Annotated in this window: 21 protein-coding genes; 13 read left to right on the forward strand and 8 right to left on the reverse strand. The window is 44.0% G+C overall.

Translation table 11 applies throughout. The features are described 5' to 3' along the window. Positions 1-5: 5 nt before the first annotated feature. Complete coding sequence (locus AAA938_RS05125; RefSeq protein WP_338227568.1) at positions 6-854, reverse strand: DUF2911 domain-containing protein; 849 nt, start codon at positions 852-854, stop codon at positions 6-8. A gap of 172 nt (positions 855-1,026) precedes the next feature. Here AAA938_RS05125 and AAA938_RS05130 point away from each other — a divergent pair, with 172 nt between their 5' ends. Together AAA938_RS05130 and AAA938_RS05135 are read left to right on the forward strand one after the other, a co-directional pair. Continuing rightward, positions 1,027-1,947, forward strand: a complete 921-nt coding sequence (locus AAA938_RS05130) for a 2-hydroxyacid dehydrogenase (protein WP_338227569.1) — start codon at positions 1,027-1,029, stop codon at positions 1,945-1,947. Between the two features lie 7 nt (positions 1,948-1,954). After that, complete coding sequence (locus tag AAA938_RS05135) at positions 1,955-2,797, forward strand: universal stress protein (RefSeq protein ID WP_338227570.1); 843 nt, start codon at positions 1,955-1,957, stop codon at positions 2,795-2,797. On the opposite strand, the gene AAA938_RS05140 is transcribed toward AAA938_RS05135, so the two are convergent. After that, positions 2,784-3,503, reverse strand: a complete 720-nt coding sequence (locus AAA938_RS05140) for a tetratricopeptide repeat protein (RefSeq protein WP_338227571.1) — start codon at positions 3,501-3,503, stop codon at positions 2,784-2,786. The two genes, AAA938_RS05135 and AAA938_RS05140, sit on opposite strands and share 14 nt — an antisense overlap. A 121-nt stretch (positions 3,504-3,624) precedes the next feature. Here AAA938_RS05140 and holA point away from each other — a divergent pair, with 121 nt between their 5' ends. From holA to trmB, 9 genes are all read left to right on the forward strand, one after another. After that, positions 3,625-4,647 (forward strand): DNA polymerase III subunit delta, encoded by a 1,023-nt coding sequence (holA, locus tag AAA938_RS05145; RefSeq protein ID WP_338227572.1) that lies wholly within the window; start codon positions 3,625-3,627, stop codon positions 4,645-4,647. A gap of 142 nt (positions 4,648-4,789) precedes the next feature. Further along, complete coding sequence (locus tag AAA938_RS05150; RefSeq protein WP_338227573.1) at positions 4,790-7,786, forward strand: tetratricopeptide repeat protein; 2,997 nt, start codon at positions 4,790-4,792, stop codon at positions 7,784-7,786. Then, positions 7,783-9,489, forward strand: a complete 1,707-nt coding sequence (locus AAA938_RS05155) for a TonB-dependent receptor (protein WP_338227574.1) — start codon at positions 7,783-7,785, stop codon at positions 9,487-9,489. Before AAA938_RS05150 ends, AAA938_RS05155 begins: the two co-directional genes overlap by 4 nt. A gap of 67 nt (positions 9,490-9,556) precedes the next feature. Next, complete coding sequence (locus AAA938_RS05160) at positions 9,557-10,381, forward strand: SPOR domain-containing protein (RefSeq protein ID WP_338227575.1); 825 nt, start codon at positions 9,557-9,559, stop codon at positions 10,379-10,381. A gap of 1 nt (position 10,382) precedes the next feature. Next, positions 10,383-11,072, forward strand: coding sequence for a MotA/TolQ/ExbB proton channel family protein (locus AAA938_RS05165; RefSeq protein WP_338227576.1), 690 nt, complete (start codon positions 10,383-10,385; stop codon positions 11,070-11,072). A 1-nt stretch (position 11,073) separates the two neighbouring features. Then, positions 11,074-11,466 carry an ExbD/TolR family protein gene (locus AAA938_RS05170; RefSeq protein WP_338218798.1) on the forward strand — a complete coding sequence of 131 codons (393 nt, stop codon included), beginning with the start codon at positions 11,074-11,076 and terminating at the stop codon, positions 11,464-11,466. Between the two features lie 2 nt (positions 11,467-11,468). Next, complete coding sequence (locus AAA938_RS05175; RefSeq protein WP_338227577.1) at positions 11,469-12,428, forward strand: energy transducer TonB; 960 nt, start codon at positions 11,469-11,471, stop codon at positions 12,426-12,428. 3 nt (positions 12,429-12,431) lie between these two features. Next, a complete protein-coding gene (locus AAA938_RS05180) occupies positions 12,432-13,721 on the forward strand; it encodes a bifunctional folylpolyglutamate synthase/dihydrofolate synthase (RefSeq protein WP_338227578.1) in 1,290 nt (429 codons plus the stop codon). Next, positions 13,722-14,384: a tRNA (guanosine(46)-N7)-methyltransferase TrmB gene (gene trmB, locus AAA938_RS05185; protein ID WP_338227579.1), complete on the forward strand. Its 663-nt coding sequence runs from the start codon at positions 13,722-13,724 to the stop codon at positions 14,382-14,384. On the opposite strand, the gene AAA938_RS05190 is transcribed toward trmB, so the two are convergent. The 4 genes from AAA938_RS05190 to AAA938_RS05205 are packed head-to-tail and all read right to left on the reverse strand — an operon-like array spanning position 14,374 to position 18,276. Next, positions 14,374-15,255 (reverse strand): 3-hydroxyacyl-CoA dehydrogenase, encoded by an 882-nt coding sequence (locus AAA938_RS05190; RefSeq protein WP_338227580.1) that lies wholly within the window; start codon positions 15,253-15,255, stop codon positions 14,374-14,376. The genes trmB and AAA938_RS05190 overlap by 11 nt on opposite strands. Positions 15,256-15,260: 5 nt before the next feature. Then, entirely contained in the window at positions 15,261-16,289 is a 1,029-nt protein-coding gene (locus AAA938_RS05195; RefSeq protein WP_338227581.1) for a phosphotransferase family protein, read from the reverse strand. After that, positions 16,282-17,505 (reverse strand): acyl-CoA dehydrogenase family protein, encoded by a 1,224-nt coding sequence (locus AAA938_RS05200; protein ID WP_338227582.1) that lies wholly within the window; start codon positions 17,503-17,505, stop codon positions 16,282-16,284. Before AAA938_RS05200 ends, AAA938_RS05195 begins: the two co-directional genes overlap by 8 nt. Positions 17,506-17,508: 3 nt before the next feature. Continuing rightward, positions 17,509-18,276 carry an SDR family NAD(P)-dependent oxidoreductase gene (locus AAA938_RS05205; RefSeq protein ID WP_338227583.1) on the reverse strand — a complete coding sequence of 256 codons (768 nt, stop codon included), beginning with the start codon at positions 18,274-18,276 and terminating at the stop codon, positions 17,509-17,511. A gap of 108 nt (positions 18,277-18,384) precedes the next feature. On the opposite strand from AAA938_RS05205, the gene AAA938_RS05210 reads away from it, so the two are divergent. Beyond that, positions 18,385-19,356, forward strand: a complete 972-nt coding sequence (locus AAA938_RS05210; RefSeq protein WP_338227584.1) for a zinc-dependent alcohol dehydrogenase family protein — start codon at positions 18,385-18,387, stop codon at positions 19,354-19,356. 81 nt (positions 19,357-19,437) lie between these two features. Next, a complete protein-coding gene (locus AAA938_RS05215; RefSeq protein WP_338227585.1) occupies positions 19,438-19,860 on the forward strand; it encodes a hypothetical protein in 423 nt (140 codons plus the stop codon). A 62-nt stretch (positions 19,861-19,922) separates the two neighbouring features. On the opposite strand, the gene AAA938_RS05220 is transcribed toward AAA938_RS05215, so the two are convergent. Continuing rightward, a complete protein-coding gene (locus tag AAA938_RS05220; RefSeq protein ID WP_338227586.1) occupies positions 19,923-20,618 on the reverse strand; it encodes a TetR/AcrR family transcriptional regulator in 696 nt (231 codons plus the stop codon). A gap of 137 nt (positions 20,619-20,755) precedes the next feature. Continuing rightward, positions 20,756-22,048 carry a tyrosine--tRNA ligase gene (tyrS, locus tag AAA938_RS05225; RefSeq protein ID WP_338227587.1) on the reverse strand — a complete coding sequence of 431 codons (1,293 nt, stop codon included), beginning with the start codon at positions 22,046-22,048 and terminating at the stop codon, positions 20,756-20,758. Positions 22,049-22,119: the final 71 nt, after the last annotated feature.

Raw genomic sequence — 22,119 nt, forward strand, 5'->3', positions numbered from 1 at the left:
CCTTTTTACTTAATGCTTTTGATCAAGCGCTCATTCAATCCCACATAATCTGGATTTTTCGCCTCTACAGCCATGTTCTTGGATTTGGTTGCAGATTCCACAGCTTCTGATTTCAAGCCTAGTGCCAATTCAATTTTAGCTCTTAGGTGCATGGTCCAATATTTTGGATCCTGATCAGTGGACTGCTTGATCCAGGAATAAGCCTGATCCATGTCCTTTTTATTGGTGAAATAGTAATTCGAAGCTTGGTATAGTAGTGAAGGATCTGTTGTCTTTGCATCGATTACCTCTTTTTGGATTGCCGCCATTACGATAGGATCTACTTCAGTGGTGATTTTGAAATCCACTCGGGTTTGCTCCCATTTCAAGGACAAGTCAGCACTGTTATCCGTCAAGTTGTTGAAGGTGATTTCAAAAGTTTCATACTTCTTGCTTGTTTTGCCCGGAGTGGCAGAAAATCTCAGCAAGTCATCGTCCGCACTGTAACCGATAGAACCCCATAGGTTAGTGTTTTTGCTCAGGATTAATTTCCATTCCGTTTTTCCGGGGATGGAATATAGGGCATAGGAACCTGTTGGTACTTTTGTTCCGGCTATGCTCACTTCAGTAGAGAAAGTCAACACCGTAGCGCCATTGGCACCGGTTCTCCACACTTCTCCATATGGAACTAGCTCTCCGAAGATTTTACGACCCTTGGTACTTGGTCTGCTGTAGTCCACAGTCACATCTGTAAGACCAACTTTCTGAGAAATTCTGGCACTTGGACTAGCCTGTGGCATGGGGATTTGCTGAGCAAAACCCACTGTGGCAAGCAGAAAAAAGGCAACTAAAGAAATACTAAATTTGGTTTGCATGATCTTAAATTGGGTTAAGTTTATTCACTAATTCAGATTCGGGGTTGGAGGTTCCAAAACTTTGCAATTTGGGGCAATTCTTTCTTTTATGGTTAGCCTTATGGCTTAAATTTTGACAGTTCTTTTTTCGGGTAAATGATTCAGTTAATTTTACTAACAAACCTTTTTTGAAATGAGTATTGCCATTATCAGTCCGGGAAGAAATCCTAAAGTTTGGATTGATGCTTTGAAAAAACATCAACCTGACCTGGATATTCAAGTATATCCGGATATCAATCGGCCAAATGAGGTGGAAATGGCCCTCCTCTGGCAGCATCCTCCCGGATATCTTTCCAATTTTCCCAATCTGAAACTCATCAGTTCTCTTGGTGCAGGAGTAGACCATATTCTCAGCGATCCTGCAGTTCCAGAATCGATGCCGATAGTGAGAATTGTCGACGAGAAGTTGACTTGGTCCATGACCAACTATGTGGTCACGGGTGTGTTGAATTTTCATCGACAAATCACCCGGTATCAGGCAGATCAGAAGCGCAAAGTATGGGATATGTCCAACCCTGAAATTCCTGTTAAAGTAGGAGTAATGGGAGTGGGTGCATTAGGTGGGGATGTTTTGGATAAGCTTCATTACATGGGCTTCCCTGTTTTTGGTTTGGGATTTACGGAGAAAAGGGGTTTCCCTTATCCCTACTTTTCCCGTGATCGGATGGGGGATTTTCTATCAGAAATCAATGTGCTTATTTGCCTTCTTCCCTTGACTCCGGAGACAGAGGGGATTTTGAATTTGGAGCTTTTCAAGAAATGTAATCCCGGAACCTACCTCATCAATGTTGCGCGCGGCAAGCATTTGATCGAGGAGGACTTGATTCCCGCCTTGGATAAGGGATACCTCTCGGGAGCCATGCTTGATGTCTATCGTAAAGAGCCTTTACCGGAAGAACATCCATTTTGGGGAGAAAGCAGAATCCTTTGTACCCCGCATATTGCCAGTGTGACTAATCCTGAAGCTGCTTCCCCTCAAATAATTGAAAATTTTAGGAGGTTGAAATCCAACCTCGATCTACTGAATATCGTTGACCGCGAGAAAGGTTATTGATTTTCGTATGGAAAAACACTTCACTATTTTATGTCCTACTGATTTTTCTGAGTGTTCTTTAAACGCAATTGAATATGCTGCTCGATTGGGTGAAAAGTACCAAGGACGCTTGATTCTTTTTCATGTGCTCAATCGGGACGATTATCAGAAAATGTCTCCTGAGGACACTCATGGCCGCTATCAGGTGGAATTTGTTCAGGAAAAACTCAATAACCTGCAGGATGCAGTCTGGAAGGAGAGCCAATCCAAAGGTCTTCACAGCTGCGAAATTGCCATTCGGGAAGGTGAAATTGTTCATGGAGTACTGGAATTTGCCCAATCAATTCAGGCGGATTTGATTGTAGCCGGTACCGAAGGAGTCAATGAATTGAGAGAAAATATCATCGGAAGCAGAGCATCAAGATTGGTGGAAAATTCCGATCGTGATATTTTGATCGTGCCACGAAGGGTCTTCTTCAAAACACCCAGAAAACTGGTCTTTGCCTCAGACTATCTCGAAGAGGACAAATTGGCAATCCAAAAGATTGTGGAAATGGCCCGATTTTATGAAGCAGAGGTAGATTTTGTTCATGTCTCGCCTTCTTTGAAGATCATGGACAAGACCTTGCACGAGGCCATGGTGGATGAGCTCAAACCTTTCGTCCGATATGACAAAGTAAATTATGTGTTGAAATCCTACCGGGATGATTTAGCCTTGGCTTTGGAGAATTACCTTCAAGTGGCCAAGGGAGATATGCTGGTCACTTTAAGTAAAAAGAAGAGTTTTTTTCAGAAGGTATTTACAAAAAACCTTTCCAAGAAAATGTCTTATTTCCTAAGCAAGCCTCTTTGGGTAATTAAGAGTTTTTAGGCTTTTTTCCTGAAAATAGGCCCTTTACAAAACCGAAGAATTCCTTTTGGGATTGGCTGTCTGTAAATACAGACTTGAACGTCTTCCAAAAATGACCCGCATTCAACTTTTGATTTTCGGAAGCTTGGACCAATTGAGCAGGTGTTTCTATCTTTTTTGCAGGAGACCCAATGGGAGGGAGGTCTGAGCTTTTTGACTCAGGTTTGTAGCCTACCAAATCATCTGCTTTGGTGAAGCTTTTTTTAGCTTTTTCCCTGTAGCCCATTTTTTCCTCTACCAAGCCCTTGTTATTGTAAGCGACAGCATCTTCAGGGTCCAATTCGATTGCTTTTTCATAATCTTCAATTGCGCCGGCCAAATCTCCGATTCTATCCTTGAAAAACGCCCGGCTACTGTATCGATAGGGATTGTTGGGATCCAGATTGGCAGCCCGGTCAAATTCAGTCAAAGCTTCCTGGTCTCTGCCCAAAAGATGCAATACCACACCTCGGTCGCTGATGTAATCGGTATTATAAGGCTCCATCTGCACCAAAAAATCAAAGTCTTCCAAGGCAGCATCTCCTTTTCCCAATCTGGAAAGGATTCTTCCTCGGTAAAGATGAAGCTCGGTTTTTCCTTTTTGCTGCTCAATCAACTGATTGAAGCAAGCCAAAGCTTCTTCAAATTTTCCCTCTTTGTACAGATTCAAGCCTAATTCAAAATTCATCTTCTCATTTTTTGGGTCTCACAAAGGTAAACCCTCAAAAGGAATTCAAAGTTTATTTCCCCTGATTTTGCCCCAAAATGAAGCGGGTTAGTATCTTTAAGACCCGGAGATTTTCAAGAATATGGCCCATACCCCAGAAGCTGTTCTCAAAGACCTGAAAGCGAATAAGTTTGCCCCGATTTACTTTTTGCAGGGAGACGAACCCTATTTCATCGACCTGATCACGGACTACATTGAGAAGAATGCAATCCCGGAGTTTGAGAGAGGATTCAATCAACTGGTGCTGTATGGGAAAGATTCTCCGATGAATGTGGTGCTGAGCAATGCTCGGAAATTTCCCATGATGGCCGAACGCCAATTGGTCTTGGTCAAGGAGGCTCAAAGCATTCCCGATTGGGGAAAGGAAGATGCCCAAAAGCTACTGATGGGATACTTGGGGAATCCTCTGCCAAGCACCATTTTGGTTTTTGCCCACAAGCACAAAAAGTTGGACGGCAGATCGGCTCTTAAGAAAGAATTGGAAAAAAAGGCTGTCTTCGTTGAATCTGAAAAAGTCAAAGACTGGAAACTGATTGAGTGGGTCGAGTGGTATTTTCGGGGTTTGGGGCATCAGATTGATGCCAAGGCAGCTCAATTGCTCGCCAATTCTATCGGAAATAATCTCGAAGTAATGACCAATGAGGTGGGAAAAATGCTGATCAATTTCACCGAACCCACAACTTTCAATTCGGATCATATCTCCAAGTACATCGGGATCAACAAAGACTACAACAATTTTGAATTGACCAAAGCCATCGGGTTCAAAGATATCGCTAAGACCAACCGAATCATCCACTATTTTATACAAAACCCAAAGGCTCACCCAGTTATCCCTATTTTCTCACTTTTCTATACCTACTTTTCAAAAATCGCCCTGATTCACAAATCAGGAGTCACCTCCGAATCCCAGGTAGCCAGTGCTATTGGGGTTCATCCAGTAGCTTCCAAAGAATATTGGGTTGCCGCAAGAAACTACAATTTGGGCAAGGTAATTGATGTATTCGGGTATATCAGGGAAGCGGATGTTAGGTTCAAAGGGGTTGACTCCGGAAGCATGACTGAAGGAGAGATTCTCCGAGAACTTGTTTACAAGATTTTGCATTGATCTGGCCATTTGTCATCCTGGCTAACAATCCAAACTCGACTCGCATTTTCCTGAAATGGCTTTAAGAATTCCTGAAGAACATCAGGAATCCTTCTAGCCCTGAGTCGAATACGTGTGACTTTCTTAAACCAACTGTAAACGCATGAAAAACTGCCTTTTCGCCCTATTGGGCCTAGGCATTAGCCTCAATATCTCTGCCCAATCGACCCTTTATCAGTCTGGCAGCCAAGTCCTTTTGGATCAGAATCTGGAGTTTTTTGACAAACAGCTTTTTTCCGCTTCTTCTTTTGAAAATTCCAGACTGCTCCGTCACGCCAAGCTTTCTGGAGAGCAGCAAAAATCAGCAGAACTTCATCGGGCGATGAGTGCCCTTGAGCTGGAAAGTCCCGATGGACCGGGATTGATGAAAGCCTACATTCTGGATCATGGCAAGCATCCCTCTGTAGCTACAGCTGGCTTGTACTTGGGAGATCACTTTTTCTACAAGAGAAATTACAAAGAAGCGATTGATGCATTTTCATTAATTCAGCCGGAAAGTCTAAGTCCCAGCCAACAGGCGGATGTATGGTTCAAGCAAGGATACGCCTATTTCCAGCTGAAGGACTATGCCAATGCGGCTCCATTTTTTGACAAGGCAAAATCTCTAAATCAGCCCATCAGTGCCGATGCCTATTACTACAGCGGATTTATCGCCTTGGAGCAGGGGAATAACGCCAAAGCCATAGCTGACCTTCAAGCTGCTTCCAAATCCTCAGAATATGCCACCAAAGTTCCCTATCTATTAACCGCATTATACTATCAGCAGGGATCTTACGATCAGGCAATCAGCTACGCAGAACCTCTTTTGGCTTCAGGTCAAAATCTGGATAGAAGAGAAACCATTCATCTTTTTCTGGCAGAATCATACTATTCCAAAAAGGATTTTGCCAATGCCGCCAAGAATTATGATGCCTTTATCAATGCGAAAAAGGGAACACTTTCTCGGGAAGAGGTGTATAAGGCCGGAATTTCCTTTTTCGAAACCGGGAATTACCAACGAGCGACAGATTACCTCAAAGTATCTGCTTCTGACCAGGATGAAATCGGTCAGGCTTCCAGCTTTTACCTCGGTCATGCCTACTTGAAGCTGGATAATTTTCCATTCGCCTCTACCAGTTTTCAAGCCGCCTCTAAGGCTTCTTTCAATCGGGAGATTCAGGAAGAATCCCTGTTCAATTTTGCCAAGACTAACCTTCAGAGAGGAAGCTTTCAGGCTGCCATCTCTACCCTTGATGAATATTTGGATACTTATCCTCCGGGAAAATTCAGGGGAGAGGCAGAAACTTTGCTTTCCGAAGCTTTGATCAATACCAACGATTATCTCCGGGCCATCGAGCAAATGGATAAAATCAGGACCAAATCCAACCGAATCCAAAGTGCCTATCAAAAGGTGGCATTCTATCAGGCCATGGTCTACTATCGGGATCAAAAGTATAAGCCTGCCTTAAGCTATTTGGACAAGTCTCAGGCATTTCCAGTGGATAGGGATTTGTTTTTGGAGACTCATTTTTGGAAAGGGGAGATCTTGACAGCGGATGGCAACCTGCCACAAGCTATTCGTGCCTATGAGGCGGTGAGAGCGCTCAATCCTGCTAGCAATCACCCATTCCTGATCAAAACGCATTATGGATTGGGGTATGCCTATTTCAACTCCAAGCAATATCCCAAAGCCGAGGAACAGTTTCGAGCTTACACTCAAAAACTTCAATCATCTTCAGAAAAGCAATATTACGATGATGCCTTGCTTAGGCTAGGGGATTGTCAGTATGTGCAAAAGAAGTTTTCCGAATCCGAAGCTACCTTTTATCGGGCAATCAATGAGCAAAATTCAGGGATTGATTATGCTTATTTTCGTTTGGCAGTAGTTCAAAATTTCCAAACCAAAAACTCCGAAGCGCTATCCAATCTGGATCGCTTGATTTCTGGCTTCCCTTCCAGTTTGTACCGGGAAGATGCCATGTTCCAAAAGGGACAAATCTATCTTGAAGAGCTCAGGTATCAAGAGGCTTCGAGGGCATTTACCGATTTGATCAGCAGCCGACCAAATTCGCCATTTGTGCCTTTCGCATTGGAGGGTAGGGCAGTGGCTAATTTTTCCCTGAGAAATTACGATCAGACCATTGCAGATTACAAATCGATCATTGACCAACATCCCAATTCTCAGAATTCCGAAACTGCGCTAAAAGGACTTCAGGAAACCTTGGCCTTGCAGGGTCGATCAGCTGAGTTTGGCGATTACCTGTCCCGATACAAAAGTTCCAATCCCGGTGCTGGCAATGTGCAGTCCTTGGAGTACGAAGCGGCCAAAAGTCTCTATCTGGATAAGAATTATGCACAGGCAGCCCGTGCTTTTGAAAGCTATCTCAGGTCTTATCCTCAATCCGCTCAAAAGGCCGATGCATTGTATTTTGCCGGTGATGCATTTCTTCAGGCGGGTGATACCGAGCGTGCCTTGACCTATTTCAAGCAACTGGAGCGAGAGCCTGCTTCCCCTCAGCGTGTCAGGGCAATGCAAAAAATGGGGGCTTTGGCTTTGGAAAAAGGGGACTATGCTGCTGCGATTCCTTATTTGGAGACCGCTGCGCAAAATGCCAGAAATAAGGTAGAAGAGGCAGAATCCGTGCAGGGCTTGATGATTGCAAATTTTGCGACAGGTAATTACCAAGCCTCAATTACTTATGCGGATCAACTGGTGACTTTGGATGGAATACTGCCTGAGACCACGCCAACGGCCCTTTTGACCAAAGCAAAAGCTCAAAAGCAACTTCGTCAAATCCCGGCTTCTGAGGCTACCTTGAAGTCTTTGGTTGCTGATTTCAAAACGATCCAAGGAGCGGAAGGGCTCTATCTTTTGGCACTTTCCTATCAGGAAAAGCAGGATTATCAACAATCGAATGATGCAATCTTCGAAAACTCAGGACCCTTTGTTGACTATGGATATTGGTACGGAAAGATGTTCATCTTGCTTGCCGATAACTTCGTCAAAACCGGTGAGCAATTCCAAGCCAAGGCTACCTTGGAATCCATCGTGGAAAACTCCAACGATCCGGAAATCAAAGCAGAAGCTGAGTCCAAACTTAAAAATCTGAACCAACTATGAAAATCAGGCCTTTGATTGTCCTTTTTGGAGGAGCCCTCCTTGGCATTTCTTCGCTTCAGGCTCAAAATCAGCAAAGAGGTGAAGTTCAGGATCAGGAATTTGTGATCCGAAAAGACCGGGTTTTGACTGTACCCACGCAGCCGAGGTCTTTTGAGCGACTCCCCGTATTGCCTCAGTCCAAGGGAATGCAGGATTTTGTCTACACTTTGACGCCTTACTTTCTGACGATTCCCGCGCTTCAGGTGCAGCCTACCGCGGTACAAAAGAATTACAGAAAGCCAGCTTTGGACCTTTATCCGGGGTTTCTCAGAGCGGGCTATGGAAACTTTGCCTCTCCCTTGCTGGAAGCGAGATATATGTCTACCACTGCTGACCCGATTAATTTTGCTGTCGCTTTCAAACATCAGAGTTTCGGCAAAGGTCCTATTGAAAAGTTTGGAGAAGGAAGCCCGGAATCACATACCCTTTTTGGAGGGGACGTGAGTTACTTTTTGGAAAGTGCTGAAGTTTTTGGAAGTATGAAATGGGGACAGGATAAATATTCCTTTTATGGAACAGATTTAAGCCAGTACGAAGATCCGCTTTTTGACCCTAGTGAATCGCTTATCAAAAACAATGTTCAAAACCATTTTCAAGTGGCTGCCGGAGTTAGGGAGATTGAAAAGATTGGTCCTTTTGGTTACGAAGCGCAGGTGAGTTTTCGAACATTCAAGGACAGCTATTTAGCCAGAGAAAATGAAATCGGGATTTCTGCGGTAGGCAAGTTCAATCCTTCTGAGGATTGGTCCGGAACTATTGGCTTGGACTATTTTTCCACCAATCCTGAAGACTCTACCTATCAGGTAAACAGGAATTACTTTGCAATTCGTCCTAGAGTAAATTATTCCTACGCTGATTTTCGGTTTACTGCAGGTTTGAATATAGTCTCGGAGAATGACTCTGTTCCGAATAAATCCAGCGACTTCCGCATTTTCCCGGTATTGAAGGCCAGTTATCAATTTGCTGAAGAATTTGGCTTCTACGGAGAGTTTTCCGGAGATGTGCAGAGGAATACCTATTTCTCATTTGTTCAGGAAAATCCCTTTTTGGGACCAAGCGAGCAATTGTTGAATACGGTTAACAACTACAAAATAGCCGCAGGGATAGAAGGACAGTTTCAGGGCGTATTTCATTATCGGGCAGGAATTGATGTAAGCAGATACAATCAACTTCACTTTTTTGCCAATTCCCAATCGGATACGGCGAGATTTGAATTGGTATATGACGAGAAATCTACGGTTGCTAATCTGAATGCAGAATTAGGCTTCAAGTTTTCCGATACCTATACTTTGGGAACCCGTCTGGATTTGTTTCAATATGACTTGTCGATCCAGCAGGAAGCTTGGCACCGACCCATTTGGACCTTTTCTGTAAACAATCAGATAAAGCCCATTGAAAAATTGCTGATTCAGGCTAATCTCAATTTCATGGGAGGAATTAAGGCAAGAGGAGATGCCACTTTGCTTACAATTTTTCCTCCAGAGTATGAGGTAGTCAGTCTAAAAACAATTGCTGATCTTCAACTCAAAGCAGATTTTAAGATCACGGATCGTATTTCTGTATTTGCCGAGGGTAACAACCTGACCAATGGAAAGAACATGCGATGGCTGAATTATCCGGTTCGTGGTGTTCAATTGATTGGCGGTGCCAGCCTTAAATTCTGATTATCCTAAAGAAAGGGTTGGGCTTTCCATCCATTTGGGTTAGTTTCGTAGCTTTTCCAGACTGAAGATGACTACAAAAGGATCCGATAAAAAGCAGTGGACTGATCCCAAGGATTTTGGCTTGCCATGGGTAGAGATTAAGCCTTTGCTTGCCAAGCCAAAATCCACAGAGCCCCCTGTTGAATTTGTAAAGGCCCAGGAAGAATCAACCTCTTTTACCAAAGGAGAGGAAAAGCTTACCAGCCCTGTTGTAACAGAGAAAAGGGAAAGTAAAAAAGTAACTGAATCCACCTCAAAATCTTCATCAAAAACACCGATTCAAGAGAAGAAAAAGGGAACCCCTGCATGGGCTTGGTTGGTATTTGTACTCTTTGCGGCAGTATTTGCTATTTTGGTATGGCAGGTATTGAAACAGACCAGACAAACCGACTCTCCGGTGTCTTCCACTTCTACAGCTGTCCAAGAAACCAAACCTGCACCTAGTCCAGAACCAGTTCAGCAAGAATCTACTTCTGCTGAACCTGCCCAAGCTGCTGAAATTGAAATGGATAAGGAAACATCATCGGAAGTTTCTCAGAATAATGTCCCTGCCGCTCAATCTGGTACAACAATTGCCCAGAGTATAATCGGAAATTTGATCCGAGTAGAATCTCAGGCAGAAAGGCCGCAGTACTTTATCATAGTAGGAAGTGTACCCTCCGAGGCTGACGCTTTGAAGCTTATTCCAGATTTTCAAGCCAAGGTTCAGGAGGTCTATCTGATTTCACCCTACTCAGAGAGTAAAAACTATCGAGTGGCAATCGGAAAGCTTACCAGCTTCCGCGCTGCTGCTGAGGAACTCGACAAGATCAAATCCCAATATTCCGAGGAATTGTGGATTTTGAAATATTAATATGACCCTTCTTCAAACCTTATCCGTGGACACGGTGTCCACAGCAGACAGCCTGGCACTAGAGGCTACCAAAGAAAATATCGGATTGCTCGACCTGCTCATCAAGGGCGGTTACATGATGATTCCCCTTTACCTGTTGTTTGTTTTGGCGATCTTCATCTTTGTGCAAAAACTGCTTACGCTGAAGAAAGCGGCCAAAACTCCGGCCCATCTTCTGGACCAAGTAAAAGTGCTCGTACAAAGCGGCCAAATTGAGAAAGCCAAGGCACTTTGCATGGGAGAAAATACTCCTGTTGCCAATATGATTTCCAAAGGAATCGAGCGGATTGGTTCCCCTTTGAAAAACATCGAGGTATCCATTGAGAATGTGGGGAAGATCGAAATCTATAAGTTGGAAAAGAACCTGGGACTTTTAGCTACCGTAGCAGGTGCAGCACCCATGATTGGCTTTTTGGGGACAGTGACAGGGATGATTCAGGCCTTTATTTCCATCGCGCAAGAGGAGGGAATGGTTTCTCCCAAATTGCTTTCCATGGGTATTTATGAGGCAATGATTACCACGGCTACAGGCCTTGTGGTAGGGATCATAGCTTATTTGGGATACAATTACCTAGTCACCCAAGTATCCAAATTGGTTCATAATATGGAGTACACGTCGATTGAGTTTATAGACCTTTTACAGGATAAATAAGATGGGACTTCAACAGAAAAATAAAGTAGAAGCGGCGTTTAGCATGTCGTCCATGACGGACATCATCTTCCTTTTGTTGATTTTCTTCATGTTGACCTCTTCATTTATTACACCTTCTGGACTTCCGGTCAATCTTCCATCCAGTGAGACTTCGGATATAGTCATGCAGGAGGTCACTGTATCCGTTACCAAGGATCTACGCTACGCGGTCAATGATCGGGTGGTATCCAGAGACCAACTCAAATCTGAGCTTACTACCTTATTGGAAGGAAAAAAAGGTCAGGTAGTTTTGCACATTGACAAGGAAGTTCCCGTTGAACATCTTGTGGAGATAGGAGGAATCGCAGCCGGATTGGAAGCGAATGTATCCATCGCTACTCAACCCTATAAGTAAAAATGCAAGCCTGGGATACAGATCAAATAGAAAAAGACAGTAAAAGAAAGTCCACAATCATTACGGTTGTGATCAACATTCTTTTGCTTCTGGCTTTCTATTTTATCGTGGTGTGGAAACAGCCGATTCCACCTCTTCCTACTTATGGTTTAGAATTGAATCTTGGGTTTTCTGATACCGGCTCGGGCAACAGAAATAGCCCCAATCCTCCTTCCGAAACTCCCTCTCAAATTACGGAACAAGCAGCTGCGGGTGAAATCGCTCAAGCTGTAACCCAACCTGCAACCCCAGCGCCAAGTCCTCAAACTCAAACTGCAAAACCAAAGACAAGCTCCAAACCGGCAGCTAATCAGGCGGTAACCACAAAGCCATCTCCCATCAAAGGAGAAGAAAAAGCTGCAGAACGAACCAAGAAGCCGGAACCTACCAAAACAGAGCCAACCAAGACAGTTACTACGCCTGCAAAATCAGACGCGGAGACGACCACTCAAAAAGCTCCGGAACAACCCAAAATCGATCAAAGAGCCATCTTCGGTGCAGGAGGGACCTCAGGCAAAAGTTCAACTCCGGCTTCAGGAGGTGCTCAGGGTACTAGTAATGCCAAAGGAGACGAGGGCCGACCCACAGGCACAGTAGATGGTCGGGCTATCATGGGCGAAGGAAGTGGCAAAGGCACCAATTCCGGTTCAGGCTACAGCTTGGATTTGGCGGGATGGGATTTTGCCTCAAGACCGAATATCAATGACCAAGTCTCTACTCGAAATGGGAGAATAGTCTTCAAAATCACCGTGGATGATGCTGGCAGGGTGGTTCAGGCTGTTCCCTTGGAATACAATGTTTCCAATGAAGTTTTGGCTTATTACAGACAGGTGGTCAATCAGATTTCTTTCAAAAAGTCTGGAGGTACAGCGGCAGCTGACTTTTCTACAGGAAAAATCACTTTTTTGATCAAGGTAGATTAATCCATGACCTATCAGGAAACACTGGATTACTTATATCAATCCCTTCCCATGTTTCAGCGGGTAGGGGATTCGGCGTTCAAGAAAGACCTGAGCAATACTTTGGCTCTTTGTGCTCATCTGGGAAATCCCGAAAAGAAATTCAAATCCATCCACGTCGCAGGGACTAACGGCAAAGGAAGTACTTCCCATTCTCTGGCGGCCATTTTTCAGGCATCAGGATACAAAACCGGCCTCTATACTTCTCCTCATCTCAAGTCTTTTACCGAGCGAATCAGAATCAATGGCATGGAAATCGGAGAGCAGGACGTAGTCGATTTTGTAGCGGAAAATCGAGAGTTTTTGGAAGAGCTTCGTCCTAGTTTTTTTGAAATGACGGTAGGGATGGCCTTTTGGTATTTTGCCAAGCAAAAGGTTGATATCGCGATCATTGAAGTAGGAATGGGAGGGAGACTGGATAGTACCAATGTGATTTCACCCGAATTGGCCCTGATTACCAATATTGGTTTTGACCATCAGCAATATCTGGGAGATACGCTGCCTTTGATTGCAGGGGAAAAAGCTGGAATTATCAAATCCGGAGTTCCGGTGGTCATCAGTCAGTCTCAGGATGAAACTTCCTCTGTTTTTCTTCGAAAGGCTAAAGAAAGTGGAGCATCCATCACTTTTGCTGATCAAAAAATCAAGGTGGAAAAAGTAGGGACCGAGGCCAAGGGACTAGCCAATTATCAGATAAGTGAAAATGGAAAATCCTTCTACTTGGAGTTCGGTCTTATGGGGAATTACCAGAAATACAATCTTCCGGGGATTTTAGAAGCTGTCAATCAGTTAAGAGAAAAAGGTTGGCAAATTCCCGAGCAAGCGCTCAAAAAAGGATTGAAAGAAGTGGCTTCGATGACCGGATTAAAAGGACGTTGGCAAGTTTTAGGTGAAAAACCGACCATCATCGCCGATACCGGTCATAATGAACCGGGAATACGGGAGATTTTGGCTCAGTTGCAAACCTATTCATTCGATCAGCTTTGGATGGTAATAGGGATGGTTCAGGATAAGGATGTGCGAAAAATCCTCGAACTGCTGCCCAAAGATGCTCAATATGTGTTTTCCCAGGCGTCTATTCCACGGGCTATGCCTGCTGATATTTTGGCCCAAAAGGCAGAAGAAGCAGGATTGAAGGGAAAAGTGATTCCATCGGTTAATGAAGCTTTGCTTTTCGTCCAAAAAAATGCCGGAAGGAATGACCTGATATTTGTGGGAGGGAGTACTTTTGTGGTCGCAGAAATCGACAACCTCTAAATGAGCAGAAAAAAGCTGGTTCGTTTCGCCGAAAACGAAAGAAATCCCAATGTAATTCAGGCTGGAAAACCCCTTTTTGAAACCATCAAAGGAAACTGGCATGAAGTCCAATTCCAAAATCAAAATCCCCTTGTGGTGGAATTAGCCTGTGGAAGAGGAGAATTTACCGTGGGATTGGGAAGGGAGTATCCCCATCAGAACTTTATCGGAGTGGATATCAAAGGTAGCCGAATCTGGAAAGGAAGTTCTACAGCTACTGCAGAGGGGCTTGACAATGTGGCTTTCCTGAGAACCCAAATTCAAAATCTGGATCAGTTTTTTGCAGAGGGAGAGATTTCTGAGCTTTGGATTACTTTTCCGGATCCATTCCCTAGAGATGGAGATGAAAAACGCCGGCTCACCTCACCCAAGTTTTTGGAAATGTATAAGCCCTTGATCGAGAAAGAAGGTTTGGTACATTTTAAAACAGACAATACGGGTCTTTTTGACTATACCCTAGAACTTGTCCAAAGCAGGGAAGATATCCAAGTGATCGCCTTTACTCACGACTTTTATCAAAGTGAGATGAAAGACGATCACCATGGAATAAAAACCCGCTACGAAAAGATGTTTTCAGACAAAGGGGAGAAGATCAAGTATCTCAAATTCCGATTTAGAGAATAAAATCCTTGGCCTTATAGGCTGGGTGCGGATAGTTATAGAATCCTTCTCCTGATTTTTCTCCCAGTTTTCCATGATTCAGGTATTCTTCTTTCAAGAGCTTCGCAAAAGCTTGGGAAGCGGCATCTGGTAGCTTGTGAGTTACATGCCATGCAGTATCCAGGCCAATGGAGTCCAGAATTCCAAAAGGTCCCATGGGCATATGGAAATTGACCATCCAGGAACGGTCCACATCTTCAATAGAAGCGACTTCCTTGGTGAGAAGTTTGCCAGCCGCTCCAATCAGGGCCATCAGCATGGTATTGAAAATATATCCGGGGTTTTCTTTTTTCACTAATACTGGAACTTGATTGAGTTTTCTTCCTAACTCTTCCAGCATAGGAATCATCTGAGGGTCAGTTCCCGGATGCGGCATGATATCCACGACTCTGGAGTAAAACACATCATGGAAATGGAAAGCACAGAAGCGGGACGGTCGCCCGGATTCTTCAGCAAACATGGATGGTAACAAATAGGAGGTATTTGTGGTAAACCAAGTCTTCTCAGGAGCCAATTCTCCAAACTGCTTCCAGACTTTCTTTTTGACTTCGATTTCTTCGGTTACACTTTCGTTGATGAAGTCCGCATTTTCTACTGCTCGCTTTGGATCTAAAGTGAATTCAATCCTTCCCAAAACTTCAGGAACGGTCTTTTCCTCCAATTGTCCTGCTTTGACCAATTGATGGAGGATTTTTTTCATGGTATTGAGGGAAAAATCTAGGGCTTTCTGGGTTAGGTCATAGACTCTTACCTCATAGCCGGACAAGGCAGATTGCAAAGCAACTCGGGAGCCCAAGGTGCCGGCACCTAGGATGCAGATGGTTTTGATATTCATTGGATTTATATTTTTTCGGTGAGGATAGTTTGCTCGGCTTTCTTTCCAGCAGCATTGACCACATGGATTAATGCCGCAAATCTTGGATCATTGGCGAATCCCTGTTTGTATCTTTTGTAAATCTGCTGGGCAATGACACCCACTTTGAACAAGCCGAAAACATAAAAGAAGAGCATGTTGCTCATGTCCAAGGGGCTTTTCAGATCATAATAATGGATGACTTCAGCTCGGGTCATATTTCCGGGAAGATGGGTCAGATTGAACATTTTCAGAATCTCGGGATCATCCTCTTGCGCCCAATAAGCAAGAGAGGTGCCCAAATCCATCAATGGATCGCCTACGGTGGCCATTTCCCAATCCAATACAGCCCTAATCTCGGTCAGTTTTTCCCGATCCACTACTACGTTATCATATTTGAAATCATTATGAATGAATCCTACATTCTCTTTCTCGGGTCTGTTCGATTTCAGCCAATCCGCAACTTTTTCCATTTCAGGAAGAGCATCAGTTTTGGCTCTGAAGTACCGGTCAATCCAACCTTCGACCTGTCTTTGAATGTAGCCTTCAGGTTTGCCAAGTTGAATCAGTCCGGAGTTTTTCAATTCTAAAAGATGAAGCTCCAATAAGCAGTCTATGCTGTTTTTTGATAAAAGCTCAAATTCTTCCGAAGTGGGGAGCAATCCTGTAGAATTTCTATTTCTCAGCACTAGGCCATCAACAAACTCCATAATGAAAAATGGGGCTCCGATGATATCCTCGTCTTCAAATAGGAGAATAGGTTTGGGAGCTTTTGAATAGCCAGCCTTCTCTAAAGCTACCAGAATGTTACATTCCCGGGCCATATCATGTGCCTTGCTGATTTTTTCTCCGAAAGGAGGTCTTCTCATGGCAAATTTCCCAAGAGGAGTCTCAATAAGAAAAGTCAGATTGGAAAAACCACCGGCGATCTGAGAAATTTCAATCTCTTCAGGCTTCCAATACAATCGCTCGTGCAAGTGCTTTTTCAGCTTGGAAAAGTCTCTTGGATCATCCATTTGCTTTTTTCTGATAAGATTTCAAAATGCTCTTGGCCAAAGAAGACTTGTGCACTTCGTCTGGTCCATCGTAGATTCTAGCTCCTCGCTCATGCCGGTACCAAAAAGAAAGAAGCGTATCATCAGTGATCCCCAATGCACCATGTACTTGGATCGCCCGATCGATTACCTTCATCAGCACATCTGCCACGAAGAACTTGATGGTGGAAATATCTTCTCTGACTGCTTTGGCGCCTAATTCCTGCATTTTTTCGGCAGTATCCAAAACCATAAGTCGACTGGCTTTGATTTCTGCTCGGCTTTCTGCAATCCAGTTTTGGATGGTCTGTTTTTCTGCCAAAGGTTTTCCTATGTCCAGTTCACGGCTCATTGCTCTTTTGCACATCATGTCAAAAGCCCGCTCCGCAATCCCTATCCATCGCATGCAGTGGTGGATTCTCCCGGGGCCTAGTCTTTCTTGGGCCAAGGCAAATCCCTGACCTTCTTCTCCGATCAAGTTGGAGGCGGGAACTCGACAATTTTCAAATTTCACTTCGGCATGGGACAAATAATCCTCGCCGGCTTCGCCCATGATAGGTATGTTCCTAATCAGTTTAAATCCGGGATTATCGAGTGGTACAATGAGCATACTTGCCCTCTGATAGGGAGAAGAAGCTTCTGGATTGGTCACTGCCATGACTATGGTAAATTGAGCGCCATCTGCAGCCGTGGTAAACCATTTGTGTCCATTGATAAGATACTCGTTTCCTTCCCTTACAGCAGTTGTGGCGAGATGGACAGGATTACTTCCTGGAAGTTGAGGTTCGGTCATTGCAAAGCAACTTCTGATTTCCCCTTTTTGGAGCGGTCCAAGCCATGTGGATTTTTGGGAAGCCGAACCGAACATATGCAGCAATTCCATATTGCCGATATCCGGAGCTGCGCAATTAAATACAAAGTGCCCGATTGGACTTTGACCCAAGATTTCGGAGACTCTTGCAAATTGAACTAAGGTCAAACCCAATCCTCCTTCCTCAGGAGAAAGGTGAGGGGCAAACAAGCCCATGGTTTTTGCTTGTTCCCGAAGTGAATGTAGCTGGGGTAGAAAGGACCGGAATGGCCCTTTCACCACATCAAGGTCGATGGGAAATAGCTTGTCTTCTACAAATCCACGATACTTTTCTAAAAGTTGGGATAGCTCGGATGGGGTGACGGGGGAGGTGGTGGATGTACTCATCACTTAAATCGTAAATCCTCCATCCGCAGTAAATACGCCTCCTGTGGTATACGAAGAGGCCGATGAAGCCAAAAACAGAGCCATGGCTCCGATTTCTTCTGAAGTACCAGCTCGTTTGATGGCGAGTTGCTTGATAATCATTTGCATGATTTTCTCATTGGACCAAAGGGCCTCTGAGAATTTGGTCTGAATCAGTCCTGGACAGATGGCATTGACGCGGATTTTGGCGTCTCCCCATTCCTTGGCAAAGACCTTGGTTAAGGAGATCAAGGCAGCTTTGGAGACAGAATAAATGCCCAAGCCCTGTTCTGGAGAAATTCCTCCAATTGAAGAGATATTGATTACTGAGGCATTGGAGGATTTGCGAAGATGGGGAAAGCATAGTCTGCAAAGCTCAAATGCGGCCTTGACATTGACATTCATGATCTTGTCAAAAGCCTCGAGGCTTGTCTCATGCACTGGTCCAAAAACCGGGTTGGAGGCAGCATTGTTGACCAAAATGTCCAAGCCTCCGTAGATTTCTACTGTTTTTTCTACCAATCCGGGAAGCTCGTTCATATTTCCGACATTGCAGGCTATCCCGGTAGCTTCGTAGCCTTTGGCTTTGAGCTGATTGGCCACCTCGTCGAGTGCATCCTGCTTTCTGCTGCTGATGACTACTCTGGCTCCAGCGGCGGCGAAAATCTCAGCAATTCCTAATCCTATACCTTTACTTGCTCCGGTAATGAGAGCGACTTTTCCATTTAGAGAAAAAACAGAAGATAAATCCATGCGTTTTGGGTTATATTACTCCCTTAAGATAAAAAAAATAAAAGTTTAAAAACTAAGACTAAGGTTTTCAAATTCAAATCATCTCAAAATCAAAGACTATTTTATCTCATGAAGGAAATTATTTTCGATCAGCCCGGAATGCCCTTGGAAGTTCTCCAAATCAAAGAAAGCCCTATTCCAACCCCAAAATCGGAAGAGGTATTGATTCGTGTTACTGCCAGAAATATCAATCCATCTGACCTTATGTTTATCCGGGGGATGTACGGAATTACTCCCAGACTCCCTAGCAGTGCAGGGTTTGAAGCTTCCGGAGTAGTGGAAACTGGCGATCAGGCAGGAAGAATTAAAAAAGGTACCCGTGTGATGTTTACTGCGATCGGGACATGGAGAGAATATGTTTGTATTCCTGCATCTATGGTGATACCTGTTCCAGAAGGCATGCCTGATGAAGTTGCCTGTCAGGCTTTTGTCAATCCTATGACAGCTTATGGAATGCTGGAGGAATCCGGACTCAAAGAAGGACAATGGCTTTTGATCACAGCCGGTGCCTCTGCTTTTGGGAAGTTTGCCATCCAAATGGCTAAGCAAAAAAAGATCAACGTGGCAGCTACCGTGAGGAATGATTCCCAAAAAGACGTTTTGGAGAAGTTGGGTGCTGACTTGGTGATCAATTCTGAAACTGAAAAAATTCAAAAGGTAATTCCTGAGAAAACTGAGGGAGGAGTGCATGTCATTTTTGATGCAGTAGGAGGGATGCTCGGTGCCAAAGCTCTTGCTTGCCTGAAGTCCAATGGAAGAATGATGGTTTTTGGGGCATTGGCCTTGGAAAACATGCCCGTCAATAGCGGCTTGCTTATTTTCAAAAATCTGAGCATCAGTGGCTTTTGGCTGTCTACCTGGATAGAGAATATGAGTGCTGAGCAACGAATGAAGGCTTTTGGAAAAGTATTTGGTTTCCTGATGCAAGACTCCTCTCAAGTGGATGTAGCAGGGAAGTTTGACTTGAGTGATTTCAAAGAGGCCATACAAGCCTATGAAACCACAGGAAGAAATGGTAAAATTCTTCTGGTAAGTGAATAATCTCCGATTCATTCGGGTTAAAAACCAAGATTTCCGATCTTTGCCTTTTAATCAAAACAAAGTATCTAAAAACTAAGCTTCATGAATTGGGAAAAGCTGGACCAGCAACTTACCGAACTTGTAAAAAAGAGAAATCTTCTCCATCAGATGGATTATAGCGACGAGAGCTATGATGATTTGGAGGAAGAATTACACGATTTGGAGGATGATTTCAATGAAGCCTATGAGAGTGTATTGGAGCCTCAACTGGAGAAGATTTATGCCAAATTGAAATCGGATACAGATATCCTGCTTCCTACGGCTTATTTGGCTAATCATTACAAAGAAATGCTTCCCGATGCCTCCGGAGTGGTCACCTACGAGGTGAGCGGTTCGGAAGGTGTGCCTATCGAATCCGATCAGTTGGGAAAAGTGGACATGAGAATTGTCCTGGTACCCAATCCAGCGCGCTTTGTTCTATTGGTCAATGGACATCAACTGAAAGAGCTTTGGAAAAGCCGATAAACTGAAAAAGGCTGTCTCAGAAATCTGGGACAGCCTTTTTACTTTTTCGATGGTTTTTTGGATCAAAATAAACTAGCCTGAACCACTTGTGGCTTGGTGGCCTGAATGGTTCCTCGGAGCATATCCTGCATCAATCGGATACAACCGGGCTTCCAGGCATCCGGACTGACCTTTGTCTCTTTCCCTTCATACTCCACCGGTCCGACCATTTTTTCATAGCCAATCAGCATTCCCCAAATCATATAAAATGTGATTTCCGGCTGTAATTCCGGTCGTATGCTTCCGTCCTTGATTCCTTGAGAAATCATTTGTACCCCCATTCTCACGGGTTCATGGTGGACTTCCAACAGCTTGTGGAAATGGATGGAATCCAAAATCAAGGGATCAATTTCTTTCCTTAGGCTGGCATGGTTGTATTTCTTCAGCACATCCAGAAAATTTAGGATAGCCTCATAATACACTGGATAGTTTTTTGAAAATAGAATCACTTTTTCGGCCAGGTCAGTGATCATTTCCATTCCATTTTTCCCCTTGGTTCTCAGGACCTCTCTGAATTCTTCCCGGAATTGATCAAAGGCTTTTTTGGTCAAAGCCATAAAGAGGTCCTCCTTGTTTTTGTAGTAGAAGTAGGTCAGTCCTTTGGAGATTCCTGCTTTTTTGGCCACATCCTCCATTCGGGTGGCGGTGTAACCTTTGGTAGTGAATAGCGCTACCGCAGAGTCAAGTATGAGTTTTTCTTTGTTTTTTTCTCCAGCCATGAGTTAAAAATATGGGTTCAAAAAGGAATTCAAAGATATTAAATTCGGGTCAATTATTGTAAGGGTTTTATCTTTCCAAGACATAAAAAAAGGCCTAAAATCAATCATTTAGGCCTTTTTTCTTGAAAGACAAGGGTTTATTTTACTTCCAGAATAAAGTAATTTTTCTTTCCTTTTTGGATCAATAGATATTTTCCCTGCAGGAGGTCGAAACTCATCGGCGCATTGGGATCATTTACTTTTTCCTTATTGATGCTCAGGCCACCACCTTGAATCATTTTTCTGGCTTCTCCTTTTGAAGAGAAAATTTGACCTTGGGTTTTTTCTCCGAAAAGCTCCAAAACCTGATCGATTTCCGAATATTCCGAACTGGAAAGCTGAACCTGAGGAACTCCTTCGAATACAGCTAAGAAAGTACGCTCATCCAGAGAGGCTAGGTCTTCAGTCGAGGATTTGCCAAAGAGGATTTCTGAAGCTTTCACGGCCATTTCGTAGTCCTCGGCACTGTGAACCATGGTGGTTACTTGTTTGGCAATTTCCTTTTGAAGCATTCTCAAATGTGGTGCTTCTGCGTGCTGTGCTTCGAGAGCCTCGATTTCTTCCTGGGATAATACGGTGAAAATCCGGATGTATTTGGAAGCATCCTCGTCAGATACATTCAACCAAAACTGATAGAAGGCATAGGGTGAGGTCTTTTCAGGATCCAGCCAAACTGAACCGCTTTCTGTCTTGCCAAATTTTGATCCATCGGCCTTGGTAATTAAAGGTACTGTCAAAGCATAAGCGCTTCCTCCGCCCATTCTGCGGATGAGTTCTGTCCCAGTAACAATATTGCCCCACTGATCGGAACCTCCGAGTTGGACAGTGCAATTCTTGTTTTTCCAAAGATGATAGAAGTCATACCCCTGAATCAGCTGATAGCTGAATTCGGTGAAAGAGAGTCCATTCCCGTCTTCCAGACGTCTTTTGACGCTGTCTTTGGACATCATGTAGTTGACGGTGATGTGCTTTCCCACATCCCGGATAAACTCCAAAAAGGAAAATTGGGACATCCAATCGTAGTTGTTGACAAGTTCGGCTTTGTTGGCTGATTCACCTGAAAAGTCCAAAAACTTGGAAAGTTGGTTTTGGATGCAGGCTACGTTGTGGTCCAAAGTGGCTTTGTCTAGCAGGTTTCTTTCCGCAGACTTGAATGAGGGGTCACCAATCATTCCGGTAGCGCCACCTACCAATGCAAAAGGCTTATGTCCAGCTCTTTGGAAGTGTAAAAGAGTCATTACCCCAACCAAATGCCCGATATGCAGCGAGTCTGCAGTAGGATCAAAACCGAGATAGGCAGAGGCCATGCCTTTTTCCAGATGCTCTGCAATCTCAGGCGTCATATCCTGCAACATTCCTCTCCACTTCAGTTCTTCAATAAATGAATTCATTCTTTTGGGGTCTTTTTTAATACGGCGCAAATATAGGGGCTCGGAGGGGAGTATGGAAGTCAAGCACCAAA

The sequence above is a fragment of the Algoriphagus taiwanensis genome, from assembly GCF_036245645.1.
In the GTDB taxonomy this organism is placed as follows: domain Bacteria; phylum Bacteroidota; class Bacteroidia; order Cytophagales; family Cyclobacteriaceae; genus Algoriphagus; species Algoriphagus taiwanensis.

Excerpts from the sequence above, each read along its gene's own strand:
- AAA938_RS05140 (WP_338227571.1), bottom strand. The coding sequence starts at position 3,503 with ATGAATTTTGAATTAGGCTTGAATCTGTACAAAGAGGGAAAATTTGAA.
- AAA938_RS05195 (WP_338227581.1), bottom strand. The coding sequence starts at position 16,289 with ATGGATGATCCAAGAGACTTTTCCAAGCTGAAAAAGCACTTGCACGAG.
- AAA938_RS05135 (WP_338227570.1), top strand. The coding sequence starts at position 1,955 with ATGGAAAAACACTTCACTATTTTATGTCCTACTGATTTTTCTGAGTGT.
- AAA938_RS05200 (WP_338227582.1), bottom strand. The coding sequence starts at position 17,505 with ATGAGTACATCCACCACCTCCCCCGTCACCCCATCCGAGCTATCCCAA.
- AAA938_RS05210 (WP_338227584.1), top strand. The coding sequence starts at position 18,385 with ATGAAGGAAATTATTTTCGATCAGCCCGGAATGCCCTTGGAAGTTCTC.
- AAA938_RS05180 (WP_338227578.1), top strand. The coding sequence starts at position 12,432 with ATGACCTATCAGGAAACACTGGATTACTTATATCAATCCCTTCCCATG.
- AAA938_RS05130 (WP_338227569.1), top strand. The coding sequence starts at position 1,027 with ATGAGTATTGCCATTATCAGTCCGGGAAGAAATCCTAAAGTTTGGATT.
- trmB (WP_338227579.1), top strand. The coding sequence starts at position 13,722 with ATGAGCAGAAAAAAGCTGGTTCGTTTCGCCGAAAACGAAAGAAATCCC.
- AAA938_RS05125 (WP_338227568.1), bottom strand. The coding sequence starts at position 854 with ATGCAAACCAAATTTAGTATTTCTTTAGTTGCCTTTTTTCTGCTTGCC.
- AAA938_RS05150 (WP_338227573.1), top strand. The coding sequence starts at position 4,790 with ATGAAAAACTGCCTTTTCGCCCTATTGGGCCTAGGCATTAGCCTCAAT.
- AAA938_RS05175 (WP_338227577.1), top strand. The coding sequence starts at position 11,469 with ATGCAAGCCTGGGATACAGATCAAATAGAAAAAGACAGTAAAAGAAAG.
- tyrS (WP_338227587.1), bottom strand. The coding sequence starts at position 22,048 with ATGAATTCATTTATTGAAGAACTGAAGTGGAGAGGAATGTTGCAGGAT.
- AAA938_RS05190 (WP_338227580.1), bottom strand. The coding sequence starts at position 15,255 with ATGAATATCAAAACCATCTGCATCCTAGGTGCCGGCACCTTGGGCTCC.
- AAA938_RS05220 (WP_338227586.1), bottom strand. The coding sequence starts at position 20,618 with ATGGCTGGAGAAAAAAACAAAGAAAAACTCATACTTGACTCTGCGGTA.
- AAA938_RS05170 (WP_338218798.1), top strand. The coding sequence starts at position 11,074 with ATGGGACTTCAACAGAAAAATAAAGTAGAAGCGGCGTTTAGCATGTCG.
- AAA938_RS05205 (WP_338227583.1), bottom strand. The coding sequence starts at position 18,276 with ATGGATTTATCTTCTGTTTTTTCTCTAAATGGAAAAGTCGCTCTCATT.
- AAA938_RS05155 (WP_338227574.1), top strand. The coding sequence starts at position 7,783 with ATGAAAATCAGGCCTTTGATTGTCCTTTTTGGAGGAGCCCTCCTTGGC.
- holA (WP_338227572.1), top strand. The coding sequence starts at position 3,625 with ATGGCCCATACCCCAGAAGCTGTTCTCAAAGACCTGAAAGCGAATAAG.
- AAA938_RS05215 (WP_338227585.1), top strand. The coding sequence starts at position 19,438 with ATGAATTGGGAAAAGCTGGACCAGCAACTTACCGAACTTGTAAAAAAG.
- AAA938_RS05160 (WP_338227575.1), top strand. The coding sequence starts at position 9,557 with ATGACTACAAAAGGATCCGATAAAAAGCAGTGGACTGATCCCAAGGAT.
- AAA938_RS05165 (WP_338227576.1), top strand. The coding sequence starts at position 10,383 with ATGACCCTTCTTCAAACCTTATCCGTGGACACGGTGTCCACAGCAGAC.